Origin of the sequence: Sutterella sp. (assembly GCF_052272535.1) — a bacterium.
Classification (GTDB): Bacteria; Pseudomonadota; Gammaproteobacteria; order Burkholderiales; family Burkholderiaceae_F; genus Sutterella.
Window position 1 is genome coordinate 1 of the sequence record NZ_DAVZJY010000031.1, and the last position, 14,839, is coordinate 14,839.

Genomic DNA, 14,839 nt, shown 5'->3' on the forward strand with positions numbered 1-14,839 from the left:
GAAGACGGAGAACTACACCCCCGACTCGCCGCTCCTCCATACGCAGACGCCCGAGCTACCTGAGAAGCCTCAGGCGCCTCAAATGCCTGAAGCGTCTGATGCGTCTCGGGACGCCCCCGCTGAAACCTCCGGTTCCGCTGAAGCGCAGCCGGAGGAGCTGCCGGAAGGGACTGCGCCGGAGGTCCGTCACCCGCCCGTCCCCGCCGCCGCGCCCGTCGCGGAAGCCATTCCCTTCGGAGACCTCGCCACCGAAGAGGCCTTTGCGGCCGAACACCCGGATTCGGCCCCGAAGCGCCGGCGCCGCAGGGCGACGAAGGAGAAGTCTGAGGCCGCGGCGACGAAGGCGCCGGGGAAGCGCCGGACGCGCAACGAGAAGACTTCGGGAGAGTCTCCCGCGGCCGGCACCCCGAAGAAGAAGAGCCGCCGCCGCAGAAAGCCCACCCCCTTGGACGACGCCCTCAAGACCGAGGCGCTCGCCGCCTTTCAGAAGGGCGGCTCCGTGGAGACGGTCGCCCGGACGCTGCAGTTGCCGCGCTCAGTCGTCTCAGCCTGGATGGATGAATACCTCGCGGGCACGCTCCTCTCGAAGAAGGAGGAGCGCCCCAAAGGCGCGCCGCAGCAGGACGCGCTCTTCTGAGCTCCATCCGCCTCTGACCGCCCGTCACCGGCGGGCCGCGCCCGCACCTCGAAGGGCACGCACCAGAGGCGTGCATCGAGTGCCCGGGTGAGGTTCATCGCGCATGCTTCGGGCCGCCCGCCTCTCCGGGTCTTTCGCGGCGTTCTAACGGTTCGGCACGGACATTGCTTATCTACTCTGCGCCCTTCCTTCTCCTGCGAGGCACACCTTTCAAACCCGGCTCTACTTCAGGGTTTCCCTACCACCTCCCCGCCGAACTCGCCGACTGGGCCTGGCGCGTTCCGTTCGTTCTTGGCGGCATCTTCGATCTGATCTCGATCTATCTGCGCCGCTTCCTCCAGGAGACCCCGGTCTTTAAGAAGATGCGCGAGAGCAAGGCCCTCGCGAAGTTCCCGCTCGAAGAAGTCGTCAAGACCTCGCGCTTCGGCGTCTACCTCTCGATGGTGATCACCTGGGTCCTCACGGGCTGCATCGTGATCTTCATTCTCCTGATGCCAGGCTTCGTCTCGGGCGTGCTCAAGTTCTCGCCCTTTGAGACCACGTACTTCCAGATGGCCGGCATCGTCGCGATCGTCTCCTCGAGCGTGATCTCCGGGTTCCTTTCGGACCGCATGAATCCCGCCCGCGTCTGCACGGTCTATGCCGTCGGCTTCGCCGTCGCCGGCCTCGGGTTCTTCCACTCGCTCTACACGGCTTCACCCATGACGAGCACGGTCTGTGCCTGGTACGTCGCCGTCTGCTTCTTCGCGGGGCTCTACAACCTCTGCCCGATCTTCATGAGCGACGTCTTCCCGGCCCGCATCCGCTTCTCCGGCATCTCGTTCGCGTACAACATCGCCTACGCCCTCTCGGGCGCCGTGACGCCGCAGCTCGCGTTTGCGCTGCACACCTACGGGAAACTCCATCCGGACACGTTCGGCAGCCTCGGTCTTGGCTTCTACGTGGTCGTCCTCTCGCTGATGGCGATCGGCTCGGCCATCGCGATGCAGCGTCAGGTCTACGGACAGGGTGCCGCCGCGAACTCGACGGTGGTCGGGAGCGCCGCCTAAAGACAGCACTTCCGAGGCTTCATTCCACGCTTCGGGGCCGGGGCGCCATCTAGTCCCGAGCGTGAGAAGAGAAGACGACAAGGCCGCAGTATCCGGAATTCCGGGCTGTGGCCTTCTTCTTGTCTGCGGAAGACGTCAATTCGAATCTAAGCGTTCTTCTCCCGCGCCTCGAACTGCTCGCGGTGCCACTTCATGAAGGGTTCGTGCTCGGGTTGCAGCGCGATGCGGATGGGGTGGTCGAGCCCAAGGAGGCGCTTGTCCTCGTCCGAAAGCGTCTTCGAGACCAGGAGGTCTCCTTCCGGCGAAAACGTGATTTCGTGCTTGTCGAAGAGTGCGTCGAGATTCGCGCAGAGAAGCAGGCCGTTGAAGCCGCTCACGCGCTCACTGCCCGTCCGACAGTCCTTCCAGGCCTTGGCGTGGCTCGCACGGAGCACCGTCTTCGCGGAAATCCCCGTGACGGCGCACCGCCCACTCCAGACCGCCTCGAGCCGCCGCCGATAGAGGTCCTGACCGCGGCGCTCCTTCCTCAGAGCTTCGGCTTCTGTCTCTTCGAGGGCCGGATCAAACTCCGAATCGTCCTCGTTGTTGAGAGCACCGTCCTCAATCTTCTCGGGCAGCGCGTGAACGCAGACGCGCAGCTGCCGGGTGAACGCAACGAACGCCTCGTCGTCGCGGAACTCCAGCCCCGCGGCTCCCGGTTCCTGCGCCGTGAGGAGCTTCCTCATCTCCCGTCCGGCGCCGGTCCGGTCAAACGTCACCGTGAGGGCGGCCGCCTGACCGTCCGGTCCGAAGCCCTCCGCCAGTCCGCCCACGTCAGGACGGCGCAAAGCGAAGAAACGCAGGCCGCCTTCCGGGGTGTTGTCGACCTCCATTCCGGCAACGTCGAACAACACCTTCTCAGCAAACACTCTTGAAATCATCGCGGTCACGCCTTTGCGAATCTCGTCTCCGCAAGCTTGTCGTAGGCCTCGAGAACGAGGCGCTGCGTCAAATACTCGCCGTACTCCTTGATTTCATCGCGCTTCAAGCCGGGGAATGTGATGGATGGATAGTCATCTCCAAACTCAACTGTTGGATCCAATATGTACTGAAGATCGGCACGAGTCAGCTCATACAGATGAGCAAAATATGCATCCAACTCCGAAGTAATTTCAAGGCGACGACGCTGGCCCTGATACTTTTCACAAGAATATTCAGTAAGCCACACCTTATTCGTTAACGTATCATTTCTAGTTAGCCTCGCCACTCTGGACGAGATGTATTCCATATCTTCACCATCAAATGCATTAGGGGTCAATATTGGCAGCTGCTTAATGATGAAAAAATTAAGATTTGGTCCACTTTGTTTTATTCGATCAATATAATCGACAACAATCGAATTCAGATTTGCCAATAAACACGAGGCCAATCTATCGGACACGTTGGGCAACAAAATACTGATACTATTCCCAGCTCCCATATAGGACGGCAATACAGATGCTATCACAGACCTCCTGTTCGTAGGACTAGAAATGCTCCTCATCGCAAGCATCCACTTCTTAGCCCAGAAACGCCTCCCGAATCTATCCTTGAAACAATTATCAACGTTATTGCTTAGAACAAAAAACCTTGGGCTCACAACATACGAACAACACTCCTTATCTTTGTCGGTAGAATCTTCAGCGACCATTGCGCCCCCCTCTTTCTCCTCTTCTACAAAGCCAGCAAACCTACTGTCATACTGATGAATCATCTTCCCTTCAAACAAAGGGACGCAGTCGGCAGACTCTTTGGTACTCAAGAAGAGCGAACTGTCGGTCGACATGTCAAACATTCGCAACGTGCGCAGCCCCCACGGGTTACCCGACTCTGAATCCTCTCTGACAAAAACGCCGCCGCAATTGTCATAGATCTTCCGGCAAAGCTCGAGATCACGCTTTGTCCTCACAAACAAGCACGTCCCTGTATTCGGATTGAACTTCTGGAAGTCCCCCTTCTCGAACACCACTTTTCTCACCGGATCGGAGAGATGCGCCACGTTGCTCGCATAGAAGACGCACTCCATCTCCTCGGACTCGCGGAATGTGATCAGGGCAAAGGAATAACGGCTGTCAATCGGGAAGATCTTCTCTGTGTTGTCGAACTGGTAGAGGTTCGAGATCTGCCCGTCGAGCACCTTCTGGGCAAAGGCCTTCGTGGCGTCGTCCGTCACCAGGCCCGGCGGCACGACGATGCCGATGGCGCCGCCGGGTTTGCGCAGGTTGAGCATCGTCTCCGCGACGTACGCGTAGAGATTCGTGTCGCCGCAGCCCGTGAGCGAGAAGCGACCGCCCTCCTTCGCGTCAAGATGCCCGTAGACGGAGGCGGCCGCAGCCTGCTGCTGCGCCTCCTGATAGAGCGCGAAGAGCGCCTTCTCGCTCTCGGCGACGACGCCCAGGTAGTGCTCCATGCCGCCGTATCTCAGGTGATAGACGCCCTCTTCGAGCGCCCCGATCATCTTCTTGCGGTCCGCGGCCTTGCCGGCGTTGGCGATGGCGGGGTTGCGCACCGCCCACCACTTCTTGTCCTCGACCTTCGCCTTGTCCCACGGCGGGTTGCCGAGGATGCAGTCGAAGCCCCCGTGGGCGAGCACCGACGCGAACTCCACCGGCCAGTGGAACACCTTCTTGCGGCGGCAGAAGTCCTGCGCATAGTCCACGCGCTTTCGGTCTTCCTCGCCGAGATCCACGTCACCCGTGAGGAGAAGCCCGAGGAGCCGCGTGGTCGGCACCAACGCCTCCGTTTCGGCCGTCTTTGGACTCAGGTAGGCCGCCATGTAGACGTCGCACTGCTGCAGGAGCGCGTTGCCGGCCCGCCGCTCAAGATACCGGCGGTAGGCCTCTTCCTTGAGGCGCTCGTCCTCGAGCGTCTCCGAAGGCATGCTCTCGATCATCGTGAGGTCGTCGAGCATGGAGTCCTCATCGAAAAGCGAGGCGTTCCCGTCTGCGGCGTCCTGCACAGTGGCGATGAGAAGCCCCAATCCCTGGGCATTCTCATTCCCGAGCTTCCGGCAGACGGCGGCATCGTCGCCCGCAAGCGGCTTGAAGGCCTTCCTGGCGATCCCGTACTGCAGCTGCCGCACGTTGGCGACGCCCACCACGGTGTTGCCCACCTTCAGGTGATGGTCGAGGAAGGAGAGGGGTTTCCCGCGCGAGAAACCCTCGAGCCAGAGCGCCATGCGCGCGAGCTCAACGGCGAGCGGATTGATGTCCACGCCGTAGATGCAGTGTTGGATCACCAGGCGCAGCGCGTCGCGGTAGCGGTCCGGCGTCACGACGCCGTCGGGCGACTGCGCAAGGGCGAGCGACTCCGCAATGCGGCGGGCGGCCGCAAGGAGGAAGTGGCCGCTGCCGCAGGTCGGGTCGATCACGCGGAGCCCGAGGAGCGCGTTGACGGGATCCGTCGGATTCTTCGCGAGCGTCTCCTTCAGGACCGGGTCGAGCGCGGTCCTGATGAGGTTCTGCACCAGGGCGTCGGGCGTGTAGTAGCTCCCCGAACTCTTGCGGTCGTTCGCGGTCGTGCGGCCCATGAACATGAGCGTGCGTTCGGTGACGTTCACCACGGGAACGAGTTCGAGAAGGCCTTCGTAGACGCTCCCCAGCTCTTCCGTGCCGAGGTTCTTGTAGTCGATCGGGGCCGTGACGTCGTCGATGGTCGCCCACCGCAGTAGCTTCATTGCCTCGAAAAAGGCCTTGTTGGAGAGCGCCGACCGGTCAATCCACAGGCAGTTGTCTGCGTCGAAGAGGCCGCCCAGGGCCGGGAGCGCGAGCATCGGCTCGCCCCGGTCAAGCGCGCGGAAAACGATCCGCACTGACTCCCAGGCGTCCTCGTAGCGGTTTGCAAAGCGGCGCTTCGTCGATTGATCGCGGTAGCGGTGCAGCGAATAGCCCGCCTGGTAGCGCTCGGCGGCGAGGCGCCCGGCGTCATCCGTCGCTTCGGTGTGGATGAGCCCGCGCTCCTCGAGGCAGAAGACGAAGAGGAAGCGGTACATCAGGCGCAGGAGCTCGTGCACGTACTCCTCGGCCGAGAGCTCGCCCTTGTCGAGCGCGTCTCTCAACGCGTCGTTCCGCGGCTCCGCAAGGAAGCCGTTTCCGAGCACGTAGAGCGCCTCCTGCACGTGGGAGGAGAGGCGGTCCCGCACCGGCTGGCCGTTCTCTTCGCCGAGACGCACCCAACAGTCCCAGACGTTCTCGCCCTGCAGCACCGTCGTGCGTGAAGCGTGAAGCACCGCCCAGAGCTGCAGGTACTCAGAAAAGGACTCCGACCCAAAGATCTCCTCGAGATTGAATTCGAGGTAGCTCGGGCGCGTGAGCGACATGGCGTCGCGCACAAGCCGCACGCGCCGGCCGTTGAAGGCGAAGCCCCAGGTGTGCGCGTCCGAAGCGTTCAGAAACTCCTGAATCGCCTGGAAGGCGGTCTTTTTGCTGCGCCCGCCGTTCTCAATCGCGAGCTCCGCGCGCAGTTCGTCAAGCGCAACGCCGGAAACGATGACGACCGGCAGGTCGTTCACGAGCGCATGAACGGCGAAGCCGCGGTCGCCCACCGGCATGCGCTCCTTCACGCGCGTGAAGTTGTAGCCGAGCGCGGACTTGAAGAGGTTCTCGGCGAAGGCGAAGGTCGCCTCGCGGATCGTGTTCTCGTCCGCTCCGGGACGGGAGATCTGCTGATAGAACTGCCCCCAGGAGGACTGGGCGATGCGGAAGGACCGAGAGCACTCCTCCTTGATCGTGATGCCGGGCGGGAGCGCGTAGTCCTCGTCCTTCTGGCGTTCGTTCTTCCTCACGAAGGCCTTCTGGATCTGATCGTGGAGGAAGAGCTTTCCCTGAAGTTCGCAGGTGGTGAAGTTGTTCATCGTGTGGTTCATCGCGTGCGCTCCCATCAGTCTTCAGCGGGGAGGATGACGAAGACGCCCATGACGTCCACGGGCAGACAGGGGGAGACCTCCGCAACGGATCCGTCTGCGGTGAAGTCCTTGACGCGGTTGTGGTCGGCGAGGAGCGCCTCGGCGCGCAGCCGGGCGATCTCCTGGAGCTTCGCCGCATTCTCGCGCAGGAGCGTCTCCGCGCCCTTGATCTGCTTCGCGCAGAAATCGGCCGACAGATTCCCACGCGCCTTGAAGTGGATGAGGTCGCGCACCTCGGGCGAAACGCGCCATTCGACGTCGTGGCGTCCGGCCGCGGCGACCGGCAGAATCTCCTCGGCCATCAGGAAGCGCCTCGTCTGGTTGCGGTAGGCGATGCGCATCTGAAAGCGCAGCCGCAGCAGATAGACGCGGGTGAGCTTCTCCACCTCGACCGACTCCGTCACGGCGCAGCGCACGACCGTGCGCGATTCGCCCGCGAGCGCCTCGTTCACGATGCCTTCGGCGAGCGCGTTCACGAGGGGCGAGGAGCGGTGAAGCGCCTCGAAGTCCACGACGGCGTCGCCGCCGAACCCTTCGTCGCGCAGACGCTCGGCGATGCTCTCGAACTTCACGGACTCGAGCGGCAACCGGAAGAGGCCGTTTCTCATGGGCTCGAACCGGAAGCCGATGCCGGCCGCCGCCTCGCGGCAGAAGCCCTCCACGTCGCCGTGGCCGCCCAACGCCTCGCGCTGCGCCTCCCAGAGCGGGTAGACCGCGTCGGGCTTGATGGCGTTCTGCGCGAAGATGGTGTTGGTCTTCTTCATGTTCTCCAACGCATTCATCCAGGAGAGCTCGAGCTCCTTCACGACCTTCAACTGCTTGAGCTCCTCTTCTTCAAAGAGCGCCCCCTGGGCGTCGTCCGCCGTGCCGGGCTTCCTGCGGAAGAGCGCGGCCTCGAGCAGCGCCTGCCCGATGAAGTCGTGGTCCATGGGCACCGGCACCGTCACGCCGAGGCTCTTGCGGATGCGCTCGCTCTTCTTAATGATCACGTCGAGAATGAAGCCGTCCACGGGATTGTCCTTGCCGTAGAGCATGAGGGCGCGCACTTCGTGCGAGCGCTGCCCGAAACGGTCGATGCGGCCTTCGCGCTGCTCGTGCCGAGTCGGATTCCACGCGAGGTCGTAGTGCACGACCGCGTTCATCTGCTCCTGCAGGTTGATGCCTTCGGAGAGGCAGTCCGTGGCGACGAGGACGCGCTTTTCCGCTTCGCCGAGGGCGTCCACCTTCGCGCGGCGCTCCTCCGGGACGAATTCGCCCGTGACGCACTCGACGACGAGCGCCTTGTCGGACTTGAAGGCGGCCTTGAGCGCATCGGCGACGTAGTGCGCCGTCGCGACGTAGCGGCAGAAGACCACCGGATTGAACCCTTCGGCCACGAGCTTCTTCACGCAGCGGAGGACTTCCCCGAGCTTCGCGTCGTCCTTGGGAGACGCCTCGAGGGCAAGCGCCATCTTGAGAAGGCGCCGCTCCTCTTCGTGCCCGGCGCCCGGAGCCGCGGGCTCCACGTCGTTCACGACGTCGTCTTCGGGCTCGCCGAACTCATCCTCCATCTCGAGGGCGTCGAGCGCAACGGCCTCGCCCGCGTCGCCGATGCGGTTGCGCAGCATCTGCACGGCCGCGGCGGGCGAGGAGGACGCGCAGCGCAGCATCGAGATCACGGTGTAGCCGAGCATGCGCGCCGCTCCCGAATCCGGGTCCGCCTTCGCCATCATGTCGCGGCAGAAGTCGCGGATCGCCGTGAGAAAGGCTTCGGCCTTGGACGAAAGCTCGTACGGGCATTCGGCCGTCATGCGCGTGGGGAAGCCCACCGCGCGGTCGTCCTTCGCAACCCTCCACTCGGAGATGTCGATGCGGCGGCGTTGGACGAAATGATCTGCAAGCTCCTGACGAAGCTTCTCCCGCTCCTTGCCCCTCGCAGCGCCGAGCCCGGCGAATTTCGGGTCGAGGAGCGAGAGCAGGTTGAAGAACCCTTCTTCGTTGCCCGAGTGCGGCGTCGCCGTGAGGAGGATCATGTGGCGCTCGGGATCCTCGGAGAGCATCTTCAGAAGGTCGAAGCGCAGCTGCTTCGACTTCGGCGTGCCCGAGAGCTTCGTGCAGGTGTGCGCCTCGTCCACCACGATCATCTCGAAGTTCATCGAGTGGAAGTAGTCGCGGTGGCGCTCGCTCTTGATGTAGTCGAGCGAGACGACGAGGTGCGGATAGACGTCCGACATCGACTTCCCGTGCGGCAGGAGGCGCTCGAGCCGCGCGGCGGTCGCGCCCGTGAGCGCTGCCGCCTTGAGGTTGAAGCGGTTCTCGAGCTCGGCGACCCACTGCTCGACGAGGTGCGGCGGACAGAGCACGGCGAAGCGGTTGATCTCGCCGCGCTCAAGGAGCTCGCGCACGATGAGGCCTGCCTCGATCGTCTTGCCGATGCCGACGTCGTCGGCGATCAGGAGCCGCACGACCTGCTTCTTCATCGCCAACAGGAGGGGCACGAGCTGGTAGGAGCGCGGCTCCACGGCGATGGAGCCGAAGGAGCGAAAGGGACCCGCGCCGTTTCTCAACTGAAAGCGCAGGGCGTTGTAGAGAAGCTCCGCGGAAAAGAAGGGCCCCACCCGCTGCGGGTCGGGCTCGGGGAACTGTGCGAGCGCCACGGGGTCCGTTTCGAGTGCGGGCGCGAGCTCCGTCACCTCGTCTTCAGCGCCGCCCATGGGCCGCAGCCGCAGCCAGTCCGACGTGGAGCCCGACTGCACGACCCAGTCGCGTCGGCGGGCGCGCACCAGCGTCCCCGGAGGATAGAGGTTAGCCATTTTGTTCTTTTTCCGTTCTCAGTTCTTTTGTTCTTGATGGATTCAGCACCCAAAGACATCCCGGTGGGCGGCGATCACGGCCTCCCACTGCGATTCGTCGGTGAGGTCGATCACCTGCCAGCCGACTTCATCGAGCGCCTCTAGGTCGTCGGCGGAGAGCGGCTCCGCTATGAGCACCGTCCGGTTCGCGGAGTATGCCGCAGCTACGCTGATGCCGAGGCGTTTGAAGTGGTGCGGCTCCTTGTCGGGGAGCGCCCCGCCACACCCGGCGAGAAGCCGCTTGAAGCGCTCCCAGGGCGTGCCGCTCTGCGCCGCCGGCGTCTCCTCGGGCGCCGCGGCCGCCTCCACGGGCTCGACGCCCGAGGCGAGCGCCGCGAGGAACCTGAGCACCTCGGGATTGCGGCGGTCGATCAAGGCGTGGTCGGGCTGGTTGTAGTAGGTGAGGAGGCACTCGTAGCACCCGCGCACGCAGTCGGGCTTCTGATCGAAGTCCTCGATTCTCTCCGCGCTCCAGCCTTCGCCTTCCGGCGAGGCGTAGTGCATGAGCCGCAGCGCCGCAGCGGCCACCTCCTGAAGGGCTTTGGAGTCGCTCACGAGCCGGCGGAGAATCCCCGCCCCGCCCTCGCCCGACTCGTAGATGAGGAGCTGCTGACGGTCCGCACACGTCGGAATGGGCTCCACGAACACTTCGGAGGACTCCACCTGGAAGTACTGCTCGATCGCCCGCTTGAGCGCCGCCTGCAGCGTCGCCATCGCCTCGAGGGAGGCTTCTCCACCGGGAAGCACGGGCTTCAGAAGCAGAATGTTCCTCGTGTCCGACACGAAGGGAATGATGAGCTGACGGCTTTCCTCGGTCTTCATCTCACCGCTCTCGTCCGCCGCGGACTTGGCCTGCGGCTTCGCTTCATCCTGCTGCACGCTCCAGTAGCCCGAGAGCGGGTTGATGTAGAAGCCCTTCATCGTCTGGCTACGCCGGCCGCGCCAGCCGAGGTTCACGCGCCAGAGCGTCGCCGCGGGCGCATAGTCGAGCTCGGCGATCACGGCGCCGTCCACAAGGAAGGCCTTCGTCGTGCGGCAGCTCCGGCCGTTCGGCGCCGTGGCGAACCGGTAGAGCGTCTGGATGTCGAAGCCCTGACTCTGACGGTTCTCATCCTCCACGGTGATGCGCTCGGCCTCTTCGGTCTCGACCATCGTCACCTTGTAGAGGCCTGTGAGCACGTCCTCCTGCGTGAGCTCGCCACCGCAGTTTTCGCACTCGTTGAAGACGCTGCGGCCGTCGAGTTGATGCGCGTAGCCGCAGTGTGGGCAGACGACCGCGGACTGAGTCGGCAATTGCGTCCCGGCCGCGCTCGTCCCCTGAGCGGACTCGATCTTCACGCGGCGGATGCGGTAGGTGCGGCCGCGGTGGTAGATGAGGTTGTTCGGACCGAACTCCGAAATGCCGAGGAACCGGGCGCGCGAAAGGATCGTGCAGTCCTCGTCGGGCCCGGAGGCGGGTATCCACGCGAGCATCGGCATCGCCGGGAAGTTGTAGCCCGGCAGGAACCCCTGGTTTGCGAGATAGCGGTAGGAATAGAAGTCGTTGTTTGAAGCCTTCGAGACGGTCCCCATCAGGAGGTTCTTCTGCTGGATGGCCTCGGCGAAGCGCCGCTTCACCACCTTCTGCTCCTGTGCGGAAACGCCCTTGAGGTCGCCGAGCCGCTTGGAAGTCTGCTCGATCTGCCGCACCGTCGCCGTCAGGAGCGTGCGCCAGGCGTCGAAGGCGCGGTCGAAGTCCTCGGCCGCGCGCGCCATGGTCCGCTCGACGAAGTCCGCGTCGCACCAGGTCTCCGCCTTCACGTCGTCCTTGATCTGCTCGAGCACGCGGCGGCCGAGCTCGACCGCGCGCGCCGTCACCTCGGGCCGGCGGATGCGCTCGGCGAGCTCCTCAAGGATCGGGAAGGGCTTCGCGCCCTGCTTCTCCATGTCGAGCACGTCCACGATGGAGGGCGCGAGGTCCACTTCGGCCGCCGCCATCCAGACGGAGTGCAGGTGCGCGCGCACGAGCGCCTCGTTCGTGAGGTCGAGCGTCGGCTCCTTCACCACGCCCTGAACCATGTCTCCGGGGTGCCTGAAGAACCACTGGTCATGCGGACTCTGCGCGGCGCAGTAAGTGAGGCTCAGCGCCTGCTGGCCCGAACGACCCGCTCGGCCCGCGCGCTGGACGTAGTTCGCGGCCGTGGGCGGGACGTTGCGCATGTAGACGTAGTTGAGGGCCGAGATGTCGATGCCGAGCTCCATCGTGGGCGAGCAGTAGAGGACGGGCAGACGCCTGAAGGCGCCCTTGCGTCCGAACTCCTTCGTCCACTCTTTGCGGTCGTCGGCCGTGGCGCGGAAGCGCATCTCGAACTCCTCGCGCTCTTCGGACGAGACCTGAGCCGTGTGCTCCTGTGCCTCGAACTCAAAGAGCGTCCGCGCATCCCGGGCGATGATGTCCGCCGTCTTGAGGTAAAGCCTGCGGTAGAAGTCGTTCGAAGCGGCCGCGTCCTCCGTCTGAGGCATGCTCCAGAGGATCACCGACTCGTCGAGGCGGTACTGGTCGCCCTTCTTCGTCGACGTCACCCGCAGGAGACCCATCCGCTCGAGCACGGCGACCGCATCGCGCATGACTTTGAGGACCTCGCGACCCGATCGCTTCTTGTGGCGCTCGTCGGAATTCGACAGGTTCTGCCAGACGGGGAGCTTACCGAGACGGCGCACGATCTGCGAGCGCTCGCCCAAAACGGTGCCCACAAAATTCCTCTCCTTTCTGAAGCGCTCGTCGAAGGAGAAGCAGGAGCCGTTCGAGAGTTCGCGCGCGTTCTCACCAAAAAGGCTCCACCGGGGCGCGAGCAGCCCATGGTCCCTGTCGCGCACTTCGGTCTGCTGATTGGGCAGGAAGTAGTGCGAAGCGATGCACTGCCTGCGGCGCAGGTCTTCGACGAACGCCCGCAGAAACAAGCGCCTCTCCTCGGGCCGCATGGCGCGCAGCTCAGGTGCGGCGCTGAAGAAGTCGTCCTCGGCGCAGTTTGCGTCAAGATCGAGGTAGTCGATCTTCAGGAGTCCGAGCTTTTCAAGGCTCGGGCAGGTGTAGAGGTTTTTGTCCACGAGGTCGCGCAGCAGCCGGTAGCTGATCGTGAAGCGCACGAGATCCTGGGCCGTCTTGAGCTGCACCCCCTCGACGGAATGGGCAAGGTACTCGAGCTTGGCCGCTTCGTCGAAAGGATCGTCGAACCCGAAGGTCTTCATCATTGCATCGACGATCTTCGTGAGCGCCAGAGGGCCTTGAGCGTTCTGCAGCACGCTCACGAGACCGCCGCGCAGGATGAGGTTGTTGACGAAGTCGTTGAAGTGCCCCGCCTGGAGCGCCGCGTCCTGGCGGTTGTCGGCGAAGCCGAGGAGCTTTCGGAAGTCGTGATTCGGATCCGCAGCGGGCTCCTGATAGAGGAGCTCGAGGATCTGGAGCGTCAGCATGCTCGTCGCCGAGCTGCGCCCCTCGCCCGAAAGGCCGATCAGACGGTTCTTGTCCTTGCCGTATGCCAGATATTGAACGAGGCAGTTGACGCAGAGACGGAACTTCTGCGGCAGGAACCAGAAGTCCGTGCCTTCGGGATCGGGCTTGCCCTCGGCGTTGAGCTTCACGCGTAGCGGCACGGCCTTGCGGAAGGTCGACTTCACCGTGAGCTCGCCCTTCTTGTCGAACTCCACCCAGTCGTCGGGAAGATCCTCAACCTCGCCCTGATACTTCTGACCGGGCCTCACCGGCGTGAGGAAGCCGAAGGTGACGCCTTCCTCGGGGCTCCGGTCGTCAATTTCGCGCGGCGTCACGCAAAGCACCTCCCTGCCCTGCAGCACCGCAAAGACGGGAATGTACTCCTCGCCGCACTCCCGGCAGAAGTGCGCTTCGAAGAGACGCACGTTTTCGCCGTCGCGGTTGTTCCAGGCTTGGCCGTCGAGAGTCACGAAGCGCCGCCCGGGCTCTTCAAGCGTCACGTAGACCTTGCCCGGGCCGCTGAGGAACTGGTGGAGCTTGAAGGGGAAGGGATTGCGGCCCTTGTCGGTGCGCAGCGAATCCTCTCCGCCGAAGGAGGAGAGAAAATTCTTCAGGGCCGCCGCCGCCGTCGCCTTTGAAACGTCCGCGGCGTCGGCGAGCGCCCACACGACCTCCTCCACGGAGCGCGGCTGCGCGCGCATGGACTGGTCCGTGACGGAGAGCTCGCGCTCGATCCAGCAGGCGAGCGGATGGCGGCGGAAGCTCTCGAAGTCGGGGAGATTCACGTTGCCTGCCGCCGCTTCGCGCACGACGCGGCCGAGGTGTTCACGCGGATCCACGAGAGGATCGGTGACGCGCTGCAGCGTCTCGCCGATCACCCGGTCGGAGGAGATGTCCGTTCCGAATATGCGGCTCGCGAAGTTCGCGACCGCGGCGTTCTGCTCCTCGCGCGACCTCCCCGAGGCCATCGTCGCCGACGTGCCGATGCAGACGAGCCCGTCGGCCCTCAACTGCGCGCGCAGGCGGCGCACGAGCATCGCGACGTCGGCACCCTGGCGTCCGCGATAGGTGTGGAGCTCGTCGAGCACGAGGAATTCGAGTCCCTCGCAGAGCTTGATGAACTCACGGTCGCCTTCTCGCATGAGCACGAGCTCGAGCATCATGTAGTTGGTGAGGAGGATGTCGGGCGGATTGGTCTTGAGCTCCTCGCGCTCGGCCCCGCGCTCCTGCCCCGTGTAGCGCCGCACGGAGACGCTCTCCGCGATGTTCTTGAGGTACTTCTCGATCTCCTCATACTGCGAGTTCGCGAGCGCGTTCATCGGATAGAGGATGATCGCGCGGGTGCGCGGCGCCGGCTCTCCGATCTGCCGCTCCGCCTCCTTCTCGCGCAGGATGCGGTCCACGATCGGGATGAAGAAGGTGAGCGACTTGCCCGAGCCCGTGCCGGTCGTCACGACGTAGGACTGATTCTTCGCGGCGAAGTCAACGGCCTGCTCCTGATGCTTGTAGAGGAGGAGCGACTTCCCGTCCTTTTCGCGGAAGATCTTCGCGCAGAGCGGATGAAGCGTGCCCTTGGCCGCGAGCGCCTCGACGCTTTCGCCCGTCTTGTAGCACGGGTTGATCTGCAGGAGCGGATCCGGCCAGAAGCGCTTCTTCTCGAAGCACTCCCTGTTGACCTCTTCGGCGATGTCCGAGGAGTTGATCTTGGTGAAGCTGTGGCTGAACGAATGGTAGCTTTCGATCAGTTTGTCGCGGAAGTCGAAGATGTTCATCGTTGAGGCTCTGAACGGTTCGGCCTGGAGAGAGGCGCGTCGAGGGGGAAATGTTGATTTTAGGTTCTTCAGGCATAGTTGTGGGTAGCCCTCAGGCCAGGGCTCAGGGCTGACGCACGGCGAAGTGGTCACTTCGTCGAACGATAGATCTCCACCA

General features: G+C 63.9%; 5 protein-coding genes and 1 pseudogene. 2 read left to right on the forward strand and 4 right to left on the reverse strand.

Annotated features, from left to right (window positions below):
* A pseudogene (locus ACT6Y9_RS03065) lies at positions 1–637 on the forward strand (hypothetical protein); the annotation flags it as partial.
* Between the two features lie 164 nt (positions 638–801).
* A complete protein-coding gene (locus ACT6Y9_RS03070; RefSeq protein WP_443743473.1) occupies positions 802–1,686 on the forward strand; it encodes an MFS transporter in 885 nt (294 codons plus the stop codon).
* A gap of 146 nt (positions 1,687–1,832) precedes the next feature.
* On the opposite strand, the gene ACT6Y9_RS03075 is transcribed toward ACT6Y9_RS03070, so the two are convergent.
* Genes ACT6Y9_RS03075 through ACT6Y9_RS03090 form a run of 4 tightly spaced genes read right to left on the reverse strand, consistent with a single transcriptional unit; the run spans position 1,833 to position 14,682 of the window.
* A complete protein-coding gene (locus ACT6Y9_RS03075) occupies positions 1,833–2,606 on the reverse strand; it encodes an HNH endonuclease (RefSeq protein WP_443743477.1) in 774 nt (257 codons plus the stop codon).
* Between the two features lie 5 nt (positions 2,607–2,611).
* A complete protein-coding gene (locus ACT6Y9_RS03080; protein WP_443743474.1) occupies positions 2,612–6,568 on the reverse strand; it encodes an Eco57I restriction-modification methylase domain-containing protein in 3,957 nt (1,318 codons plus the stop codon).
* Positions 6,569–6,582: 14 nt separating this feature from the next.
* A complete protein-coding gene (locus ACT6Y9_RS03085) occupies positions 6,583–9,399 on the reverse strand; it encodes an SNF2-related protein (RefSeq protein ID WP_443743475.1) in 2,817 nt (938 codons plus the stop codon).
* Between the two features lie 42 nt (positions 9,400–9,441).
* Complete coding sequence (locus ACT6Y9_RS03090; RefSeq protein WP_443743476.1) at positions 9,442–14,682, reverse strand: DEAD/DEAH box helicase; 5,241 nt, start codon at positions 14,680–14,682, stop codon at positions 9,442–9,444.
* Positions 14,683–14,839 lie beyond the last annotated feature (157 nt).